At 43.9% G+C, this 22,498-nt stretch carries 15 protein-coding genes; 8 read left to right on the forward strand and 7 right to left on the reverse strand.

Annotation, left to right across the window (positions count from 1 at the left end; translation table 11 throughout):
• Positions 1-4 precede the first annotated feature (4 nt).
• The 5 genes from AC19MX_RS11970 to AC19MX_RS11990 form a co-directional block, all read right to left on the reverse strand.
• Positions 5-4,477, reverse strand: coding sequence for an EAL domain-containing protein (locus tag AC19MX_RS11970; protein WP_498298293.1), 4,473 nt, complete (start codon positions 4,475-4,477; stop codon positions 5-7).
• Positions 4,478-4,718: 241 nt separating this feature from the next.
• Positions 4,719-5,624, reverse strand: a complete 906-nt coding sequence (gene yihG, locus AC19MX_RS11975; RefSeq protein ID WP_498298295.1) for a 1-acylglycerol-3-phosphate O-acyltransferase, YihG family — start codon at positions 5,622-5,624, stop codon at positions 4,719-4,721.
• A 6-nt stretch (positions 5,625-5,630) separates the two neighbouring features.
• Positions 5,631-6,527 (reverse strand): 1-acylglycerol-3-phosphate O-acyltransferase, YihG family, encoded by an 897-nt coding sequence (gene yihG / locus AC19MX_RS11980; RefSeq protein WP_498298297.1) that lies wholly within the window; start codon positions 6,525-6,527, stop codon positions 5,631-5,633.
• Between the two features lie 80 nt (positions 6,528-6,607).
• The gene (locus AC19MX_RS11985) at positions 6,608-8,131 is read right to left on the reverse strand and encodes a YifB family Mg chelatase-like AAA ATPase (protein ID WP_432400377.1); all 1,524 of its coding nucleotides are present in this window, start codon (positions 8,129-8,131) and stop codon (positions 6,608-6,610) included.
• Positions 8,132-8,219: 88 nt separating this feature from the next.
• Complete coding sequence (locus AC19MX_RS11990) at positions 8,220-8,366, reverse strand: hypothetical protein (RefSeq protein ID WP_432400376.1); 147 nt, start codon at positions 8,364-8,366, stop codon at positions 8,220-8,222.
• A gap of 233 nt (positions 8,367-8,599) precedes the next feature.
• On the opposite strand from AC19MX_RS11990, the gene paeA reads away from it, so the two are divergent.
• Complete coding sequence (gene paeA, locus AC19MX_RS11995; protein WP_432400375.1) at positions 8,600-9,907, forward strand: polyamine export protein PaeA; 1,308 nt, start codon at positions 8,600-8,602, stop codon at positions 9,905-9,907.
• 37 nt (positions 9,908-9,944) lie between these two features.
• On the opposite strand, the gene ilvY is transcribed toward paeA, so the two are convergent.
• Positions 9,945-10,817 carry an HTH-type transcriptional activator IlvY gene (gene ilvY / locus AC19MX_RS12000; protein ID WP_498298299.1) on the reverse strand — a complete coding sequence of 291 codons (873 nt, stop codon included), beginning with the start codon at positions 10,815-10,817 and terminating at the stop codon, positions 9,945-9,947.
• 189 nt (positions 10,818-11,006) lie between these two features.
• Between ilvY and ilvC the strand changes: the two genes are divergently transcribed.
• From ilvC to AC19MX_RS12030, 6 genes are all read left to right on the forward strand, one after another.
• Entirely contained in the window at positions 11,007-12,488 is a 1,482-nt protein-coding gene (gene ilvC / locus AC19MX_RS12005; protein ID WP_432400373.1) for a ketol-acid reductoisomerase, read from the forward strand.
• Positions 12,489-13,066: 578 nt separating this feature from the next.
• Positions 13,067-14,752: an acetolactate synthase 2 catalytic subunit gene (gene ilvG, locus AC19MX_RS12010; protein WP_498298301.1), complete on the forward strand. Its 1,686-nt coding sequence runs from the start codon at positions 13,067-13,069 to the stop codon at positions 14,750-14,752.
• Positions 14,749-15,006 carry an acetolactate synthase 2 small subunit gene (gene ilvM / locus AC19MX_RS12015; protein ID WP_432400371.1) on the forward strand — a complete coding sequence of 86 codons (258 nt, stop codon included), beginning with the start codon at positions 14,749-14,751 and terminating at the stop codon, positions 15,004-15,006. The genes ilvG and ilvM overlap by 4 nt, the downstream gene beginning before the upstream one ends.
• Positions 15,007-15,085: 79 nt before the next feature.
• Positions 15,086-16,945 (forward strand): dihydroxy-acid dehydratase, encoded by a 1,860-nt coding sequence (ilvD, locus tag AC19MX_RS12020; protein ID WP_498298303.1) that lies wholly within the window; start codon positions 15,086-15,088, stop codon positions 16,943-16,945.
• A gap of 1 nt (position 16,946) precedes the next feature.
• Positions 16,947-18,512 carry a threonine ammonia-lyase, biosynthetic gene (gene ilvA / locus AC19MX_RS12025; protein WP_432400369.1) on the forward strand — a complete coding sequence of 522 codons (1,566 nt, stop codon included), beginning with the start codon at positions 16,947-16,949 and terminating at the stop codon, positions 18,510-18,512.
• Between the two features lie 258 nt (positions 18,513-18,770).
• Positions 18,771-19,913 carry a pyridoxal-phosphate-dependent aminotransferase family protein gene (locus tag AC19MX_RS12030; RefSeq protein WP_498298305.1) on the forward strand — a complete coding sequence of 381 codons (1,143 nt, stop codon included), beginning with the start codon at positions 18,771-18,773 and terminating at the stop codon, positions 19,911-19,913.
• Between the two features lie 102 nt (positions 19,914-20,015).
• Here AC19MX_RS12030 and ubiK read toward each other — a convergent pair whose 3' ends face one another.
• A complete protein-coding gene (gene ubiK, locus AC19MX_RS12035) occupies positions 20,016-20,264 on the reverse strand; it encodes a ubiquinone biosynthesis accessory factor UbiK (RefSeq protein ID WP_432400367.1) in 249 nt (82 codons plus the stop codon).
• Between the two features lie 140 nt (positions 20,265-20,404).
• Between ubiK and rep the strand changes: the two genes are divergently transcribed.
• Positions 20,405-22,417: a DNA helicase Rep gene (rep, locus tag AC19MX_RS12040; RefSeq protein WP_432400366.1), complete on the forward strand. Its 2,013-nt coding sequence runs from the start codon at positions 20,405-20,407 to the stop codon at positions 22,415-22,417.
• Positions 22,418-22,498: the final 81 nt, after the last annotated feature.

Genomic DNA, 22,498 nt, shown 5'->3' on the forward strand with positions numbered 1-22,498 from the left:
CTGCTTAAAGCTGTTTATCTTTGGTCAGCAGTGCTAAACAATCGCTTGCAGTAAGCGGTTTACTGAGGAGGAATCCTTGTACTTGGTCACAACCGCCATTGCGTAAAAACTCAAGCTGTTCTTGGGTTTCTACACCCTCAGCCACCACTTTCAGTTCAAGACTGTGGGCTAAGGTAATAATCGCGCTGGTGATCGCGGCATCATCTGGGTCTTCAGTGATATCACGGACAAACTCACGATCGATTTTTAAAGTATCAATCGGAAAGCGTTTCAAATAACTCAAGCTTGAATAACCAGTACCAAAGTCATCAATGGCAATGGTTAAGCCTAATGCTTTGAGTTTTGATAATACCGCCACAGAATCTTGTGGATTACCCATAATCATCGACTCAGTCAGTTCAAGCTCTAATGCTTCGGCTGCTAGTCCTGAGACTGCTAGGGCCACTTCAATGATTGAAATAATGTCGGCTTTTAGCTGTCTTGCTGATAAGTTGACGGCCACCGAGATATGCTCAAAACCTTGTTGATGCCACAATGCCAGTTGGCCACAGGCTTGGTTTATGGCCCAGTTGCCAATGGGGTTAATTAAACCTGTCTCTTCAGCTAATGGAATAAACTCTACAGGTGAAATAGAGCCAAGCTCAGGGCTTTCCCAGCGTAATAATGCTTCTAATCCAATAATTCGTTCGGTTTTAACGTCATATTTAGGTTGATAGACTAAGTAAAACTCGTTTTCTTGCAGGGCTTTTTTCAAGCCCGCTTCTAATTGAACATGACGTGTCGCGTATTGATTGAGCTCTTTGGTATAGAACTGGAAATTATTGCGGCCCAATGACTTAGCATGATACATGGCGGTATCGGCATACTTAATTAATGATGTCGTGTCCTCTGCATCTTCAGGATACAAACTAATTCCAATTGAGGGTGAAATAGTCAGGACTTTATCATCTAATAAAAAGGGCGTTTGAAATGATTGCAGTACTTTTTCGGCAATAATGGTCGCCGCTTTGGTTTTAGCAACACCCTCTAAAATAATGGTAAATTCATCGCCACCTAAACGGGCGACGGTATCGCCATCACGCACTGCATTTTGTAAGCGGTGTGCAACCGCTTTAAGCAGTAAGTCGCCCACATGATGACCCATTGAATCATTAATGTGTTTAAAGCGGTCAAGGTCTAAAAATAGTAATGCGACCATGCTTTCGGCGCGATGCGCTTTGGTGACAGCCTGGTTTAATCTGTCTTGAAATAACGTGCGGTTAGGTAAGCCTGTTAATGGATCAAAGTTCGCCAGTACGCGAAGATCTTCTTCTGCTTTTTTACGCGCAGTAATGTCGGTAAATACCGCAACAAAGTGGCTTGTTTCACCTTTATTATCGATAACTTGATTGATCTCTAACCAGGCCAGAATGCCACGACGGTCGCGGGTTCTTATGTTAATTTCGCCAGCCCAGTGCTTGTGTCTTAATAGTTGGGTTTCTACTGAGTTATAAAACTCACGCGATTGTTTACCCATGGTTAAAAACAAAAAGTGTTTACCGACAACATCGCGATGTTTAAAGCCGGTTATACGACTAAATGCCGGGTTTACCGAACGGACTTGATAGTCTAACTCGCCAACGACAACGGCTTCGTTCATGCTAAATAATACTTGCGATGACAGTTTGAGTTCGTTTTCGGTCAGCTTACGGCTGGTAATGTCTTTGTGGGTACCGGCCATTCTGAGGGGCACATTATTAATATCACGTTCTACAATTTGGCCTCTGTCTAATAGCCAAGCCCATGTTCCTGGTTGTGTTTCTACTCGATATTCCGCTTCAAAGAATTCACTTTCGCCATTAAGGTGTTCGTTTAATAGTTTTTGTACACGGGGACGATCTTCTGGGTGAATGCTTTTAATCAGTAACTGATCTTTTAACGAAAAATTCATCGGCTCGACCATATTGGTCCGATACACTTTATCGTCTTTAATATTCCAGTCCCACATGCCGTCGCCTGAGGCCCAAAGTGCTAATTTAAGTCGCTCTTCAGAGGCCCGAATACTGCTATCAAATTCACGCTGTTTAGTGTGCTTTTTACGTCTTGCAGCAACAATCCAAATAATTAGTAGTAAGCCAATGGTCACGTAAGCTGCGTAAGCCATATGAGTCATATAAATTGGCGGGACCACTGATACATGAACATTGAGGGTGTATTGACTGTATTGGTTTGTTCCCAGTGCGTGACGAACGATCAGCGTATATTCGCCCGGTGAGAGGTTGGTATAAGCAATTTGATTGCCTTGAGACAATGTTCGCCAATCAGTGTCAAAGCCGTCGAGTTTATAACTAAAACGGCTAAGTCCTGGATAACTAAAGTTAAGCGAACCAATTTCAAAGCTGATAAGCTGCTTTTCAAATGGCATGACAATATCTGGCGCATGGCTTAAATCGCGGACTGGATATTGAGTTTCACCAATGGTGTATTTGGTGAGTGCTAGCTTGTTTTCAGCTCTGTAATTTGGAATTGTGCTGGGGTTAAACTGGTTGAGACCATGAATACCACCAAACCATAATGTGCCGTTAGTATCTTTAAATTTGGAGGCACCATTAAACTCATTGGCCTGTAAGCCTTCAAATTTATTATACGAAATAAAGCTATTGTTACTTGGGGTAAAGCGCGAAATACCGGAGTTAGTGCTTAACCATATGTCATGTTTTTCGTCTTCTAACATGGCATAAACAGTATTACTGCTGTGATCGGCATTGACGTCCATGCGCTCAAATTTAAAGCTACCGTATTCGATGGTCAGCTTGTCGATACCACCATGCGTAGCGATCCAAAAATCCCCGTTGTCGGTCAATAAAAAATCTCTGACACGATTATCACTGAGGCTATAAACATTCTCTGGATCATGCCTTAAAAATTCTAGTTTTTGCTCTTCAGGTGATAACCGGACAACGCCCCCCATGGTACCTAACCATAAGTCGCCTTGGCTAAAATGCAGTTTAATGATTTGATATTTAAACGGTGAAAAGTCGGCCTGAAAGCCAAAATTATAGGCCATCATCCGATGGGTATGTTCAGAGATAAAATATAAGCCTAGCGAGCTAGCTATCCATAAGCGATCTTTATCGTCAAAGGCTAAGCTTCGGAATTTGGTGTCGGCATGAAACTGCTCATTTGCAGGCTGAACTTGTACGAGAGTGTTATTGCTGTCCAGGGTAAATAAACCAAGGTTGGTCGCAAACCATAAAACATCCTGCTTATCTTGAGCAATGTCATGCACTATCAATGATAATTGTTCTGTAGGTATCGATAAAGCTTCTGCAAATAAATGATTAATATAATGATATTGATTATCTTGCGAGGTGAGATATTTTACTCCCGCGCCATCGGTGCCAATCCATAGACGTTGTTGTTTATCACGAAAAATACTGCGCACCATATTGGCCATGCCGGGTGAGTCGGTTTGGTAGTCGTAATAATGGGTAAAATATTGATGGCTTAGGTTGAGTTTATCGATACCGGAGTAACCGCTGCCTATCCAAAGGGTGCCGCTCGAATCGAGTAATAGCGTTTGTAACGTATTGGCGCTGATGGTGTTTAGGGCTTGTGGATTGTGCTTATATATCGTGCTGTGCCACTGGCCATCTTTAAAGTCGAGTTGAAAAAGCCCCGTATTATTGCCAATAGCAAAGATTTGGTTGGCATTAACAACGATAAAATCTGTAATTTTGCGGTTGTCACCGTAACTGTTGTCGCGCGACCATATTAAATCTTTTTGGTGGGTATCGAGATTGTAGCGCCAGATTTGATTGTCGATAGCCAACCAAACGGAATAAATAGAACTTGAATGGATTTGGTTAACGACCATTGAAGTCGGGATATCAAGGCGAATAATGGTGTTGCTGTCTACAGCAAACGTGCCATTGGCTTGAGTGCCAACCACAATGTATTTGTTATCAACGTTTGCAAGGCTGACAATATCTGGGGTGATATTATTGCCCAAGCTAACCGGAATGATTTTTTCAGTTTTTAGCGACAATAAATACAAGCCAGCACGTGTACCAATCCATAATGTGTCGCCAATAACCGCTAATTTGGTTATTTGCAGTTCGCCTAAGCCTTGTTCCTGCTTAAATTGCTGAAACTCGCCCGTGTGTAAATTAAAGCGATTGAGTCCATTATCAAATGTACTGACCCACAAATCACCGTCAGGCGATTGCAAAATATCGGTAATAAAATTGCCAGAAATGCTTTTGTTATTGTCAGCTTGTTTGAGATACAGCTCAAAATCGACGCCGTTATAGCTGTGTAAACCGTCTTGAGTGCCAATCCACATCATGCCGGCACTGTCCATAAACAGGCGTGTTATTGAATTTTGGTTGAGTTTGCCATCAGTGTCGAAGTGTTCAAATTTAACTTCGGCGAGACCTTCGTAGGCATTATCTTGTTGCGCAGAAACAGGCACTGAAAATATCAGTGTAAGTAACATTATCCAGTATGTTAAATGCGTGAATGCGCGAAAATTCAAATCTCACCTATATAAGTTATGTTAGCAATATGACGTAAAAATGGCCTACTTAGCTTAACAGGAAAATACTTATTAAGCCTCGAATTTTCAGTGACTAAGCTTTTACTTAAATGGAGCATGCAATTAGATTAATGGATATGGCTAAAAGCTAACAGTCTTATGCCTCTTTGGTGTGTAAAAACGCGCGAGTCCATTGGGTTGGCTACTTTTGTTGATGACGTTGGATCTCATCATCAATCAGTTGATCCTTTTCGATCCACAACTGATTTAACCAACGCTGGAAAGTGACTCGGGTATCTGCATTAGCAAAATAGTCATTTGAATCTACATGAGGGGCAGGCAACACTTCAACGCGCATGATCACTTTTTTGGTTCGGCCATGCATCACATTGCTTAATACTTTTTCTGGTGTGTCAGGGTAAACCAAGGTGATGTTGAGTAAATTAGTAAATTGCTCACCCATAGCTGACAAGGTAAATGCGATACCGCTGGCCTTAGGACGCAATAAATGTCGATAAGGAGAGTTTTGGCGTACGCGCTTTTCTTCGGTAAAGCGGCTACCTTCAGCATAATTAATAATAGAGGTGGGTGAATCTTTAAAGCGCTCGCATGCCTTACGAGTGGTTTCAAGATCCTTGCCTCTTAATTTGGGGTTTTTCTTGAGTTTAGCTGGACTGGTACGGTCCATAAACGGCATGTCGAGGGCCCAACATCCTAAGCCCATAATCGGCACATACAAGAGCTCTTTTTTGAGAAAAAACTTCAACATAGGGATGTGATTACGCAGCACATAGGTTTGAGCCGCGATATCAAACCCACTGACATGATTACTGATAATTAAATACCAGCCATTAGGGTCGAGTTTTTCAAGGCCTGAAATGTCCCACTCGATGTTTGATATCAAATATAAAATTCCGCCGTTACACGTCGCCCAGGCCCACATAAAACGGTTCATTATTTTGGTTAGTACTCTGCGTACAGCCTTAAAGGGCAGTAACAACTTAATAATACCGCCCACAGTTAACAGTGAGCTCCATAAGCAGGTGTTAATAATTAACAACGTGAGGCTGAGAATAAACAGCACAGGACCAGGTAAAAACGTCAACATGTATAGTTATGCCTTTTGCTTTGGTTCGTCAGCAAGCCTTTGCAGTTGCTGGTCTTTATTGACCCAAATTTGATTAAGTTGCTCTTGAAAATCAATTTTGAACTCACGATCTTTAAGGTAGTCGCCGCGCATACTTTGCGGAATATCGCTAATACTAACATGCACGTGGACTTCATTGAGCGCACCACAAATATACTGCCAGTAGCTGGGGACCTGGTCGGGATAATAAATAGTGACATCGACGAGTTTATTAATGTGTTCGCCCATTGCTGAGAGTGCGAATGCCATACCGCCTGCTTTAGGTTTTAACAGATGCTTAAAAGTGGATTGTTGTTTGTCATGTTTGGTCTGAGTGAAGCGAGTGCCTTCAACAAAATTCATAATACTGACCGGCTTGGTTTTAAACTTTTCACATGCTTTGCGGGTAATTTCAATATCTTTACCTTTAAGCTTTGGGTTTTTACGCAGTTGGGCTGAGCTATAACGGCGCATAAATGGAAAGTCTAATGCCCACCAAGCTAAACCAAGAATAGGGACATAAATCAATTCTTGTTTAAGGAAAAACTTTAAAAAAGGAATTTTACGGTTAAACACGCGCTGCAAGATTAGGATGTCGACCCAAGACTGATGGTTAGCGATGACCATGTACCATTCTTGTTCTGAAAACTGCTGATCGCCAGAAACGTGAATGCGCATTGGGTGAAAAATAGCTTCGACTACGGTGTTGACGCTGATCCATGCTGTTGCACAGTTATCAAGAATGTAGCTACAGCTTTTTTGAAAAATGCCAATCGGAATAAGCTTAAAAACACTAAACACTAAAATGGGAATAGTCCAAAAAATGGTATTCAGTAAATAGCATATGAATGCTATGCAGCCTTTGATTTTTGAAAACAACGACATTTGTCTCTCCTATTAAACGGAGAGCTATGTTACTCGTAGTCGCTGGATTGCTCAATAAATACAACCGTTAAAAATGGACTTTATTGCTGGTTCAACTTTGCAAGTAGGCGATCCATTGCTCGGTAACCAAGGGCTTGAGCGATGTGACTACGCTCGATGGTGATCGATTGTTGTAAGTCGGCAATGGTGCGCGACACTCGCTGAATGCGATGAAAACTGCGAACAGACAAGCCTAAACTCACTACGCTTTGCTCTAAAAACTCTAAATCTTGCTGGCTAATTTGGCTGTCTTGCTTGAGCTGTTTTGGGGTTAACTCACTATTGAGTACTCCAGCTCGAGCCAGTTGTTTTTCACGTGCTTGCTTAACACGCTTAGCTATTTCAACGCTAGTTTCACCCGGTTGATGCTTTTTTGTTAGGGTGCCAGAGGGCAGCTTAGGTACATCGACGGTTAAATCAAATCGGTCTAAAAATGGCCCAGACAGACGCGATAAATAGCGCTGAATTTGATCTGGGGTTGAACGGGAACGTTCGGTATCGCCACAGGGACTAGGATTCATGGCGGCGATGAGTTGAAAACGGCTTGAAAAAGTGAGCTTTGCGGCCGCTCGTGATATTTCCACTTGGCCGGTTTCTAATGGCTCGCGCAAACAGTCGAGGACCTTACGAGGAAACTCGGCAATTTCATCTAAAAATAATATCCCTCGATGAGCCAACGATATCTCCCCTGGTTTTGGGTGGCTGCCACCACCTATTAACGCGATTGACGAGCAAGTATGGTGTGGCGAACGAAAAGGGCGGTTAAGGAAGTTTTGCGGTTTGACGTGTAAGCCAGCAACTGAGTGAATGGCCGCCACTTCGATAGCTTCATCGTATGTGAGCGGTGGTAATAATGGTATAATTCTGTTGGCGAGCATGCTTTTTCCGGTACCTGGTGGTCCAAGAAAAAGCAGGTTGTGATTTCCTGCTGCGGCAATTTCTAGCCCTTGCTTAGCTTGATATTGGCCAATGACATCACTCATGCATAATGAATTGTCTGTTGGCTGAAGTTCTTCAATCCATTCTGGCTGGGTGTCGAGTAAAGGCAGTTGTGCTTGGCCATGTAAAAACGCAGCTAAATTTTGTAAATGGGCGACAAAATAACTTTGGTGATACCCCACTAATTCAGCTTCGTGACGATTATCGATAGGCATAAAAAAATGATGCTGATCGTTGCGCGCAGCAATAATGGCTGGCAGTAAGCCGGTACAAGAACGAATTTGCCCTGACAATGCAAGTTCACCCACAAATTCACATTGTTGTAGTGCTTTGGCTGGGACTTGGTTTGACGCGGCTAAAATACCAATAGCGATAGGTAAGTCATAGCGGCCGCCTTGCTTGGGTAAGTCTGCTGGTGCGAGATTAACGGTAATGCGCCGCTGAGGAAATTCGAATCCGGCATTGATCAAGGCACTTCTTACCCGCTCTTTGGCTTCTTTGACTGAAGCTTCAGGTAAGCCAACTAGGTTAAATGCAGGTAAACCATTACTTAAATGAACTTCTACGGTGACTTTAGGTGCTTCAACACCACAACTTGCTCGGGTAAATACACAGGCTATCGCCATGAACAAATCCTTTTGTTTGAATAATATACAAATGAAGGGGTGAGTACAGTCTAGCAGCGCTGGCTGTTTTTGCTGATTTTATGGTGAGTTAGTCGGTATAATGAGACAAAATATAATCAATTATGTTAACTAAACCTTGGTTATCTTGTTGGCTTTTGAGTAGAATACGCGCGCTATTAAACGGGAACTTAACACGACCGTGATACGATGATAAAAAGCCAACAGAATCGCTCATTTTTCCCATAAAACAGCTATTTTACCTTAGCGAGAATAGCGAATGATGATGACCTTAACCTTGATAGAAATCCTCGATGTTATCCTCTTGGTATTAACGTCATGACATCATCTCAATATTGGCCAAAACCGAATTTTTGTCCCTTTGTTATTCAACAAAGTTAACTGCTTTATTAGCGAAAATCGCTACCCCATCATGACTTAGTGCTCAGCGGCCTAAGCTAAAGAGAATGTATGACTATTACTGATAGTTTCTTGATTATATTGTGCCTAATCGGCATAAGTTGTTTTTTTTCGATGTCCGAAATAGCCTTGGCTGCATCACGTAAAATACGCTTGCAAACCATGGCGGATGAAGGCGATGTACGGGCCAAAAAGGTGCTTAAGTTACAAGCTCATCCTGGGAGCTTTTTTACCGTGGTGCAAATTGGCTTAAACGCCGTTGCCATTATGGGTGGTATTGTCGGTGAGTCGGCATTTCGTCCGTACTTCGAGCAATTGTTAATCCCCATATTAGGTGACGAGTGGGGCTTACAATTGAGCTTTGCGTGTTCTTTTATCACCGTCACATCACTATTTATTTTATTTGCTGACCTAATGCCAAAGCGTATTGCGATGGTGATCCCAGAGCAAGTGGCAGTAACGTTTGTGATGCCAATTGTATTTTGTATTACGGTACTAAAACCGTTTGTGTGGATTTTTAACGGTTTAGCAAATGCGATTTTTAAGCTGTTGCAAGTACCTACCGCGCGTAATGACCAGATTACCCACGATGATATATACGCCATGATGAGCGCGGGCACTGAAGCTGGCATGATGGATAAAGGCGAGCAACAAATGATGGAAAACGTGTTTGAAATGCAGTCTGTGTCGGTGACCTCTGCAATGACAGCGCGCGAAAGTTTAGTGTACTTTTTATTGCAAGATACAGAAGAAGACATTAAACAAAAAATTGCTAAAAACCCGCACAATAAATTTTTAGTGTGTGATGGTCAGTTAGACATGATTAAAGGGTTTGTTGATGCAAAAGAGTTATTAATTCGAGTCATTAATGGCGAAAACATTACCCTTAAAGGCAGCACACTGGTGCACAACTGTTTAATTATTCCTGATACGTTAACCTTGTCGGAATCGATGGAATATTTTAAAAATAGCCGTGCTGATTTTGCCGTGGTCATGAACGAATACGCGTTAGTGGTCGGGATTGTGACCACCAACGATTTACAAAGTGCGGTAATGGGAGCCTGGTCTTTACATGAAAGCGAAGAGCAAATTGTGGCCCGCGATGGTAATTCTTGGCTAGTCGATGGCGTAACGCCGATTACCGATGTGATGCGTGCATTTAATATTGAAGTGTTTCCACAAAACCAAAACTACGAAACCATTGCCGGTTTTATGATGTACATGCTGCGTAAAATACCTAAGCGCACCGATTTTGTTAACTATGCCGGTTATAAGTTTGAGGTGGTCGACATTGACTCATATAAAGTCGACCAACTATTGGTGACCCGTTTAGAAATAGACGCACCACCCATGCCATAGGTTTTGTTAAAAGTGGTACGCTGATAAAAAAGCCGCATCAAATGATCTCAAGAAACGCACTAATGATGGGATCATTGGTGCGTTTTTCTTTGCAGCAACAACCTAATTCAAAGGCGGGAATATCAACCGGTGACATTAATGTTTGTATCCGCTCGCGAACCGGGCTGTTATGGATCACGGCATCCGGGCTAATACCCACTCCACAACCTAATGCCACCATAGACACGATGGCTTCCTGGCCTGACACTTGTGCATAGATGTTGGGTTTAATCCCCATTTGTTTAAACCATTGATCAATACGTTTTCTGCCCGGACCATGGTCTGGCACGATATAGGGCAACTTTGCCCAGTCGATAGTTCCCTGAGATACCCATTGTTGTACTTGGCAATGCATGGTTGGCGCGATGACCGAGATTGGTACTTTGTCGATAGGGGTAAAATGTAAAGTATTGGGGAACACTTCAGGCAAGGCAATAATGGCGATATCAGCGCGATTTTTTTGAATTTGAGTTACCGCATTGGCAGGATCGCCAGTGGTGAGCTTAATATCTACATGGGGATGATCACGTCTAAATCGGTCTAGCAACGCCGGTAGGTGACTGTAAGCTGCGGTTACCGAGCAATATAAGTTGAGATTGCCGCGTAAAAACTGCTGATTAGGGTCAATACGGCTTCGCAGTTGGCTCCATTCTACTAATGTTTGTTCTGCAAAGCGCTTAAATTCTAAACCCGCATGGGTAATGGTGACGCTACGATTGTCACGTTCAAATAATTTACTGCCAACTTCATCTTCTAAGCGCTGTAATGTACGGCTCAGCGTCGATGGGCTCACGTGTGATTGCTCTGCTGTTTTAGCAAAATGCAGGCTATCACATAGATGTAAGTACAAGTTAAGAGAGCGAATGTCCATAAATAGAGCTTCCGTAAACAGAGATTATTTAATCACAATAGCAACGTTGCATTTTATGCAACATCACATGCCGAATATATCATTTTAAGCAATGAGATGGATAGGCTATAGTCAATTCAATCGCAAAGTTTGAGTATGCATCAAACGCAGTTTGCGTCCCAAATATCAAAATTTTAAAGGTGGTATCAGATGGCTAACTATTTTAACTCTCTGAATTTACGTCAACAACTAGCTCAATTAGCACAATGCCGCTTTATGGACCGCACTGAATTCAGTGACGGTTGCCAATACATTAAAGATTGGAATATCGTGATTTTAGGTTGTGGTGCACAAGGCCTTAACCAAGGCTTGAACATGCGTGACTCGGGCCTAAACATTTCTTTTGCCCTACGCCCACAAGCCATTACTGAAAAGCGTGCCTCTTGGCAAAAAGCGACCGATAACGGGTTTAAAGTCGGGACATTTGAAGAGCTTGTTCCTGCTGCTGACCTCGTGCTTAACTTAACGCCAGACAAGCAGCATACCAATGTTGTTAATGCGGTTATGCCGTTAATGAAACAAGGTTCTACGCTAGCATATTCACATGGTTTCAACATTGTTGAAGAAGGTATGCAAGTGCGTTCAGACATTACTGTCATTATGGTTGCACCAAAGTGCCCAGCGACAGAAGTGCGTGAAGAATATAAGCGTGGATTTGGTGTGCCAACACTGATTGCTGTTCACCCAGAAAACGATCCAAAAGGCGATGGTTTAGCGATTGCTAAAGCGTATGCTAGTGCGACTGGTGGCGACCGTGCCGGCGTATTGATGTCATCGTTTGTTGCTGAAGTTAAGTCAGATTTGATGGGCGAGCAAACAATCTTATGCGGTATGTTACAAACCGGTGCCATCTTAGGTTACGAGAAAATGATTGCTGACGGTGTTGAGCCTGCTTATGCCGGTAAACTTATTCAACAAGGTTGGGAAACGGTGACCGAAGCGCTTAAGCACGGCGGCATTACCAACATGATGGATCGCTTATCTAACCCAGCTAAAATCAAAGCATTTGATATGGCGGAAGAGCTAAAAGACATCCTTAAGCCATTATTTGAAAAGCACATGGACGACATCATCAGCGGTGAGTTTTCTCGCACTATGATGGAAGACTGGGCCAATGATGACGCTAACTTGCTACGTTGGAGAGCTGAAACTAACGAAACCGCATTCGAAAACGCGCCAACAACGTCTGAGCACATTGATGAGCAAACGTATTTCGACAAAGGTATTTTCTTAGTGGCGATGATCAAAGCCGGTGTGGAATTAGCCTTTGATACTATGGTTGCCGCAGGGATTGTTGAAGAGTCGGCTTATTATGAGTCGCTACACGAAACGCCATTAATTGCGAATACTATTGCACGTAAGCGTTTATACGAAATGAACGTGGTTATCTCTGATACAGCGGAATACGGTTGTTACTTATTCAACCATGCTGCAGTACCAATGCTACGTGATTACGTTAAGTCTATGTCTTCTGAATATTTAGGCGCTGGATTGGCAAGTGACTCAAATGGTGTTGATAACCAACGCTTAATTGAAGTCAATGAGCAGATCCGTCACACAGATGTTGAGTATATCGGTGCAGAATTGCGCGGTTACATGACAGACATGAAGCGTATTGTTGAAGCGGGCTAAGTACTTGCGTACTTAATTGATGTTGTACCTGTTCAGTGTTTTTAGTTAAAAATATAGCTCCGTTGTCGGACAGGCATCAATCGAAACGACCCAATGCTATTGGTTGGGTCGCTGAAAAAACAAATTGTTAGAGTGAGTTCTCGGATTATTTTTAATCGAACTCATGAGTTAAGTTTTTGTTGTTGTTTGCATTGTCTCGGCAGGGAAGCTGAATTTTTTTTACATAGACGATTTTTTAGTTGTGCTTGGTAAATCTTTTATGGTACTTGTTAGTTATACCGTAACGTTTATTGAACATAACCGAACGAAAAAATATTAGAAACTTAGGATACAGTCTACAAAATGCTAAATCATGCAGCCATGCTCATTCTCGCGATTATTACCGTAGTGATTATTAAGTCACAGCGGGGGTGGCGTTTGGCAACTAGACTGACCTAAGAGTCAAACAGTTAGCAAAAACCCCCGCTCCGAAAGGACCGGGGGTTTTTTAGTTTCTAGGCTAAGTAACCTGAGTTAGGGTTAAGTAAAAAATTACACAGTAGAGCAAGCATAATCATTGACGAAGTAGAGATGAAAATATGGAAGCAGGACAGAAAATGCGCGGCGCGGATGCAGTTATCAAAGTATTAGCAGCACATGGTGTTACCACAGTGTTTGGTTATCCTGGTGGGGCGATTATGCCCATTTATGATGCCCTCTACGGCAGCCCTGTAGAGCACTTGCTTAGCCGTCATGAACAAGGCGCCGCTTTTGCCGCTGTAGGTTATGCAAGAGCAAGTGGTAAAACTGGAGTGTGTTTCGCAACATCTGGCCCTGGAGCGACCAACTTAATTACTTCGTTAGCTGATGCCTTGCTCGATTCTGTTCCACTGGTGGCGATTACGGGTCAAGTCTCGACCAGCGTCATTGGTACTGATGCTTTTCAAGAAATCGATGTGTTAGGTATGTCTTTGTCGTGTACCAAGCACAGTTTTATGGTCACCGACATCAATGAGTTAATCCCTACGTTATACCGTGCTTTTGAAATTGCCGCAGAAGGCCGACCCGGCCCTGTTTTAGTTGATATCCCAAAAGATATCCAAATTGCTGAGCTTGAATACAAAACTCCGTTGCAAAGTGTTGCCGACGAACTGACTCCAACATTAACCGCACTAGACGCTGCAGCAGCGTTACTGACCCAAGCGAGTAAGCCAATCTTATACGTGGGTGGTGGTGTGGGTATGGCAGGAGCCGTTGCTCATTTACGTGAGTTTATCGATGTGAGTGGCATTCCTTCTGTTGCGACCTTAAAAGGCCTGGGCAGTGTTGCTCATGGAACCAAAGGTTATTTAGGCATGCTGGGTATGCACGGGGGCAAAGGCGCTAATTTAGCAGTACAAGAGTGTGATTTACTCATTGTGGTTGGCGCGCGCTTTGATGACCGTGTTACCGGGCGTTTAGCCAGCTTTGCCTGTAACGCCAAAGTATTGCATCTTGATATCGATACAGCTGAAATAGGTAAATTACGCCAGCCAGATGTGGCTATCGCCGCTGAGCTTCGTCAAGTATTACCCGCGTTAACCGAAGCGGTAAAAGGCAAAATGGCTATTAGCCAGTGGCAAGCCGAAGTTGAAGAGCTGTCGCGTAAGCATCAATGGGATTACCAGCATCCTGGCGATTTAATTTATGCACCTGCGATGTTGCGCCGCTTAGCGAATAAGTTACCAGAAGACAGTGTGGTTGCATGCGATGTGGGTCAACATCAAATGTGGGTCGCACAACATATGTGGTTCCGTCGTCCTGAAGATCATTTGTCTAGCGCTGGCCTTGGCACCATGGGATTTGGTTTGCCCGCGGCTATTGGTGCTCAAGTGGCTCGTCCAGATGCCACTGTGGTCACAGTATCCGGTGATGGCTCGTTTATGATGAATGTCCAAGAATTAACAACCATTAAACGTCGTAAGCTTCCGGTAAAAATTTTACTGATCGACAATCAAAAGCTCGGCATGGTTAAGCAGTGGCAACAGTTGTTTTTTGAAGAACGCTACAGCGAAACCGATTTATCTGATAACCCAAACTTTGTATTAATGGCGTCGGCTTTTGATATCCCTGGTCGCACTATTAATCATGCTGATCAAGTAGAGCAAGCGTTAGATGAGATGCTTAACAGCAGTGGACCTTACATGTTGCACGTCTCGATTGATGATGCCTTTAACGTTTGGCCATTAGTTCCCCCCGGAGCCAGTAACAGTGACATGATGGATCAAATGGAGAAGCAAACATGATGCATAATCTTGAAATAACCGTTCAACAACGTCCAGAAGTGCTAGAACGTGTGTTGCGTGTCACTCGCCATCGTGGATTTAAAGTGACCAAAATGCATGTCAGCATCAATGAAGATGCGAGTATGGCTATTGATTTATGGGTTGAAGCCGAACGTGCCATTGAACTGCTAAGCAATCAACTAGATAAGCTAATAGATGTAACACATTGCAAAGTGATGCCAGCGGTGTCTCTTGGGCAAGCAGCTAACAGTTAAGCTTTCGCGATATATTATTTTTGAGCGTTATTTGTGACTAAATAAGTAACGCGCACCACATTACACAAGGATATTTGCAATGCCAAAATTACGTTCAGCAACCAGTACCGAAGGCCGCAACATGGCAGGTGCCCGTGCACTATGGCGAGCCACTGGCGTAAAAGAAACCGATTTTGGTAAGCCAATTATTGCGATTGCCAACTCATTTACCCAATTCGTTCCAGGACATGTGCATTTAAAAGACATGGGCGCGTTAGTGGCTAGCGCCATTGAAGAAGTCGGTGGCATCGCCAAAGAATTTAACACCATTGCTGTCGATGACGGTATCGCGATGGGGCACGGCGGAATGCTTTACAGTTTGCCCTCTCGTGAGCTTATTGCCGACAGCGTTGAGTATATGGTGAATGCGCATTGTGCCGATGCGTTAGTGTGTATTTCAAACTGCGACAAAATTACTCCAGGCATGTTAATGGCGGCGCTACGGTTAAATATTCCGGTGGTATTTGTGTCCGGTGGACCAATGGAGGCGGGTAAAACCAAGCTGTCGGATAAAATTATCAAGCTTGATTTAGTCGATGCCATGGTAGCGGGTGCCGACACCAATGTGAGTGATGAAGACAGTAAGCAGATTGAGCGGAGTGCTTGCCCTACTTGTGGTTCGTGCTCTGGCATGTTCACCGCTAACTCGATGAACTGTTTAACAGAAGCGCTAGGATTATCATTACCCGGTAATGGTTCAATGTTGGCGACACACGCGGATCGCCGTGAACTGTTTTTAGAAGCAGGTCGCCGGGTTATGAAGTTAGCTGAACGTTATTACAAGCACGACGATGAAACTGCATTGCCGCGTAATATTGCTTCATTTAAATCATTCGAAAACGCTATGGTATTAGATGTTGCCATGGGCGGTTCATCTAATACAGTGTTGCATTTAGTGGCTGCCGCGCAAGAGGCAGAAATTGATTTTACGATGGCAGATATTGATCGCATATCGCGCCTAGTGCCTCATTTATGTAAGGTTGCACCATCAACGCCTAAATATCATATGGAAGATGTCCACCGTGCTGGTGGCGTAATGGGCATATTAGGTGAGTTAGATCGTGCAGGGCTAATCCATAACGACGTACCGCATGTCGCAGCAGACAATGGTGGCGATTTAAAATCAGTGTTAGCAAAGTACGATATCAAACAAACCAACGACCCTGCCGTCATTCGTTTCTTTAGCGCAGGCCCTGCCGGTATTCCCACCCAAAAAGCCTTTAGCCAAGATTGCCGTTGGGACAGCGTGGATGACGACCGTGAAAATGGCTGTATTCGCTCACGTGAGTTTGCCTTTAGTCAAGAAGGCGGCTTAGCCGTATTGTCTGGTAACGTTGCGGTTGACGGCTGTATCGTGAAAACGGCAGGTGTTGATGAGTCTAATTTAACCTTTGTGGGCAGCGCCCGAGTATATGAAAGCCAAGATGATGCTGTTGCGGGGATTTTAGGTGGTGAAGTGGTCGCTGGTGACGTAGTGGTTATTCGTTATGAAGGCCCTAAAGGCGGCCCTGGCATGCAAGAAATGCTTTACCCCACCACTTATCTTAAATCGCGTGGTTTAGGCACTCAATGCGCATTGATCACCGACGGTCGTTTCTCTGGTGGTACATCAGGTTTGTCTATTGGGCATGTTTCACCAGAGGCTGCATCAGGTGGCACAATTGCACTTATTGAAAACGGCGATCAAATTGCGATCGACATCCCTAAGCGCGCAATTCAGTTGAATGTCAGCGACGAAGAATTAGCGCGTCGTCGCCAAGCTATGGATGCAAAAGGCCCGCTGGGTTGGAAACCGGTATCACGTGAACGTTATGTGTCATTAGCCTTAAAAGCCTATGCGTTATTAGCGACCAGTGCAGACAAAGGTGCAGTTCGCGATCGTACCAAACTGGAGGGGTAGTATGTTGGCTTTGGCGTCTCAAACTCAATTAGATCTAGCGCATTATTACTTACAGAAAATTTTGCTGTCGTCTGTATACGATGTCGCGAAAGTGACGCCGCTGTCGAGCATGAATAAACTGTCAGCTCGCTTTGGTTGTCAGGTGTATTTAAAACGTGAAGACATGCAGCCAGTACATTCATTTAAACTGCGCGGTGCATACAATCGTATCGCTGCGCTCACGCAAGAAGAATGCGATAGAGGCGTAGTGTGTGCATCTGCAGGTAATCATGCTCAAGGTGTGGCGATGTCGGCGGCCAGCCGCGGGATAGATGCGGTTATTGTGATGCCAAGTACCACACCAGACATCAAAATTGATGCCGTACGTCGCTTGGGCGGCAATGTTGTATTGCATGGACAGGCGTTCGATCAGGCTAACGATTTTGCTAAAAACTTGTCGGCCACCGAAGGACGCGTCTATATCGCACCGTTTGACGATGAAGCGGTTATTGCGGGTCAGGGCACTATTGCTCTGGAGATGGTGCAGCAACAACGTGATATTGAAGTGGTATTTGTGCCTGTGGGCGGTGGCGGGTTAATTGCGGGGATTGCTGCCTATTACAAAGCGGTCATGCCACAAGTCAAAATTATTGGTGTCGAGCCTGAAGATGCAGCGTGTTTAAAAGCGGCATTAGAAGCAGATGAGCCAGTCACGTTAGCTCAAGTGGGCTTATTTGCCGACGGTGTCGCGGTGAAACGTATTGGCACAGAGCCTTTTAGGCTTGCACGTGAATATGTCGACGAAGTCGTAACCGTAACTTCAGATGAAATTTGCGCCGCAGTGAAAGATATTTTTGAAGATACCCGTGCGATAGCTGAACCCGCTGGCGCATTGTCAATTGCAGGCCTTAAAAAGTATATGAGTTTGCATGGCGACAGTAGTGACGCGCCGAAGAAGGTTGCTGCCATTTTGAGTGGGGCTAATGTGAACTTTCACAGTTTACGTTATGTGTCAGAGCGCTGTGAACTTGGTGAGCAAAAAGAAGCGGTATTAGCGGTAAAAGTGCCAGAAAAACCCGGCAGCTTTTTACGCTTTTGTGAACTACTTGAAAAGCGCCCGATGACCGAGTTTAACTACCGGTTTAGCAGTCGCGATATGGCGGTGGTGTTTGCCGGTATTCGTTTAACCGGTGGCCAAGCCGAGCTGGCTGACATTATCGCTAAGCTCGAGTTAGAAGGCTTTGAAGTACAAGATTTATCTCAAGATGAAACCGCTAAATTACATGTTCGCTATATGGTCGGTGGGCATCCACTTGAGCCGTTAGAAGAGCGCTTATTTAGCTTTGAATTTCCTGAGCATCCTGGAGCATTGTTGAAGTTTTTAACCACGCTGCAAAGTAAGTGGAATATCAGCTTATTCCATTATCGTAATCATGGCGCGGCGTTTGGTCGCGTGTTGGCGGGTTTTGAAGTGCCAGCAAAAGATGATGCCGCTTTTGCACAGTTTTTAACAGACCTAGACTTTGTCTATCAAGAAGAAACTCACAGCCCGGCTTACAAGTTATTTTTAAATAGAGCTAAGAGCTAAATATATTACAAGTTACATAACGCTAATCAGTTACTTAACGCTAAATAAATATCACATTGAGGTGATTTAGAGCCTCAATGTGATATTGTCAGGGCGCCTAAAACGAAAATATATTCGTAGGTAATAACCCACACCGCCAAAGTGTGATGTCATTAGTACATCATATGATTGTGACGGGTTGCTTATATGTAGGGTAAATTTTTCCATGCACTTGTTGCTATCAACATGGGCATTCGACCTCATTTTAAGGAGACATTGATGTTACCCGTGCCAACTATTCCAGCCTTTATGCCACCGCGCCGTACCCTAATGGGACCTGGTCCATCTGATGTGTATCCTGAAGTGCTTGCTGCACAGTCGAGACCAACTATTGGCCACTTAGATCCGCTTTTTGTCGGTATGATGGATGAGTTAAAAAGCCTTATTCAGTATGCCTTTCAAACCAAAAACGAAATGACCTTAGCCGTATCAGCTCCTGGTAGTGCCGGCATGGAAACCTGCTTTGTTAACTTGGTTGAACCCGGTGAAAAAGTCATTGTTTGCCGCAACGGAGTGTTTGGTGAGCGCATGCGCCAAAATGTTGAGCGTGTCGGTGGCATTGCCGTTGTGGTCGACAATGAATGGGGCGAGCCAGTGTGTCCTGACAAAGTTGAAGCTGCACTTGTGGCAAATCCAGATGCGAAGTTTTTAGCCTTTGTCCATGCTGAAACCTCAACAGGTGCATTGTCTGATGCGAAAACACTGTGCACATTAGCGCAATTACACGATTGTATTAGCATTGTTGATGCGGTCACCTCTTTGGGTGGTGTTGAATTGCTGGTGGATGAATGGGGCATTGACGCTATTTATTCCGGCAGCCAAAAATGTTTGTCATGTGTGCCAGGTTTATCACCTGTATCATTTTCACCTAAAGCCGTCGCTAAATTAAAAGCACGTACCACCCAGGTGCAAAGCTGGTTTTTGGACCAAACCTTAGTGATGGGTTATTGGGGTAATAGCAGTGGCGCTAAGCGCAGCTATCATCACACTGCACCTGTGAATGCACTTTATGCGCTGCATGAGTCACTGCGTTTACTGGCCAATGAAGGGCTAGAAAATGCCTGGGCAAGACACCGTAAAATGCACCTGTTATTGCGTGATGGTTTGACCCAGTTAGGATTTAAATTTGTGGTAGACGAAGCGTCAAGATTGCCACAATTGAACGCGGTGTATATTCCCGAAGGTGTGGATGATGCAGCAGTGCGTAAACATCTGTTAGAAGAATATAACCTTGAGATTGGTGCCGGCTTAGGAGCATTAGCAGGTAAAGCATGGCGTATCGGCTTAATGGGCTTTGGCGCACGTCGCGAAAATGTAGCCTTGTGTTTGCGCGCCTTAGAAGAGTCTCTTGCTCAAAAATAAATAGCGAGTTCAGGCAAGCTAACATATAAATAAAAAATGACGCTAATTAGCGTCATTTTTTATGGTCAAAAGAGTCAGTACGATACTTTGGTATTGCAACAGTTAGTCAGCAAACTTCTTTTCTAATTCATTGACTTGTGCTTGCAATGCTTCAAGCTTTTCACGTGTTTTAAGTAACACATGTTGTTGTACTTCAAATTCTTCGCGCGATACCACGTCCAGTTTCATCAGTTGGTTTTGCAATATCTGTTTGCTGCGTTCTTCAAACTCACCGGCAAATTGCTTAACACCGCTAGGTAAGTTGTCGCTAAGTTGTTTTGCGAGCTCTTCAATTTTCTTTGGATTAATCATTATGATCCCCTACTGATATATTGAACTAATTGTAACCGAGGTGAGCGTATTTCCAAAACCAAAGTGTGATTTTCGTTAACCGTCATCAGTTGATTCTGCTATGATCCGCCTTCGTTTAGTTTAGTGAGGCAGTGTGATTAATGAAACTCAATCCAGGGCAAAATGAAGCCGTACATTATGTCTCGGGTCCGTGCTTAGTGCTTGCGGGTGCTGGCAGCGGTAAAACACGTGTAATCATTAATAAAATCGCTTACTTGGTCGAAAAGTGCGGTTACAAAGCACGTAATATTGCCGCGGTGACATTTACAAACAAAGCTGCCCGAGAAATGAAAGAGCGTGTCGCGCAGTCAATGGGCCGTAAAGAAGCGCGTGGACTGTGGATTTCGACTTTCCATACCTTGGGATTAGAGATCATTAAGCGTGAGCATAAAGTGCTTGGCTTAAAAGCAGGCTTTTCATTATTTGATGACCAAGACACCTTCGCCTTATTAAAAGAGCTGACTCAAGATGAGTTAGACGAAGACAAAGATTTAATTAAAGCCCTTGCCTCAGCCATTTCAAATTGGAAAGGCGGTTTGATTATTCCTCAGCAAGCGCGCAGCTTGGCAAAGGATGAACAAGGGCAATTGTTTGCCATGTTGTACCAACGTTATGCGCAACATATGAAATCTTATAACGCGCTCGATTTTGATGATCTTATTTTAATCCCGACCTTATTGCTGCGAATGAACGAGGAAGTCCGTACCCGTTGGCAAACTCGGATTCAATACTTGCTGGTGGATGAGTATCAAGACACTAACACCAGTCAATATGAATTAGTGAAACTGTTAGTGGGCGAACGTGCCCGATTTACCGTGGTGGGAGATGACGATCAGTCAATCTATTCGTGGCGCGGTGCCAAACCACAAAACCTAGTATTATTAGGCACTGACTTTCCGAAATTAAAACTGATTAAGTTGGAGCAAAATTATCGTTCTAGCCAACGTATTTTGCGCGCTGCCAATATATTGATTGCCAACAATCCCCATGTTTATGACAAGGCGCTTTTTAGTGAACTTGCTTATGGTGAACCGCTTAGGGTATTAATTGCCGCTAACGAGGAGCAAGAAGCCGAACGTGTTGTCGCTGAAATTATTCGTCATAAGTTTGTTGGCCGTACTCAATTTGGCGATTATGCCATTTTATATCGGGGTAATCATCAGTCGCGCTTATTAGAACGTGCGCTTATGACTAACCGTATTCCTTATAAACTGAGTGGTGGCACCTCGTTTTTCTCTCGGGCAGAAATTAAAGACATTATGGCGTACCTGCGCCTGGTGGTGAATCCTGACGACGATAACGCATTCTTGCGTGTGGTTAACTTACCTAAGCGCGGTATTGGTCCTGCAACCCTGGAGCGATTGGGTAACTTTGCCAACCAAAAGCATATTTCATTATTTGAAGCCATTTTTGATGTGGAACTTAATCATCATTTAGCGCCTGCAGCCGTTAACTCTCTTTATCAATTTGGCAAATTTATTGTTGATACGGGTGAGCTTGCCACTCGAGGTGAGCCTGTCGAAGCCATTAAACAGCTTATTCGTAAAATTAATTATGAAGATTATTTATACGAAACCAGTACCAGTGCGAAAGCGGCAGAGATGCGCATGAAGAATATCTCAGAGTTGTATCGCTGGGTGACTGAAATGCTTGAGGGCGACGAACTTGATGAAGCCATGACATTACCCGAAGTTGTGACCCGATTAACGCTACGCGACATGATGGAGCGTAATAGTGAAGATGAGGGCGGCGATCAGGTGCAGTTAATGACCTTGCACGCATCGAAGGGGCTTGAGTATCCGTTTGTGTTTATGGTGGGCGTAGAAGAGCGTATTTTACCGCATCAATCGAGTATTGATGAAGATAACGTCGATGAAGAAAGACGCTTAGCTTATGTGGGAATTACAAGGGCGCAGCGTGAGTTGTGGTTTGTGATATGCCGTGAACGTCGTCAATTTGGTGAGACTATGCGCTGCGAGCCAAGCCGCTTTTTACTTGAGTTACCCCAAGATGATTTAATTTGGGAAAATCGCAAACCAGTACAAACAGAACAACAGCGGGTTGAAACCAGCAAGAGTCATATTGCTAACATACGTGATATGTTTAAAAAGTAATCTCAAATCAAAGCAATATCAAACTAAGCAATCTCAAATCAAAGAATATTAAAGCAAAGCCTTTTTGAGTATCGAGTCGGG

The sequence above is a fragment of the Shewanella sp. MF05956 genome, from assembly GCF_059758055.1.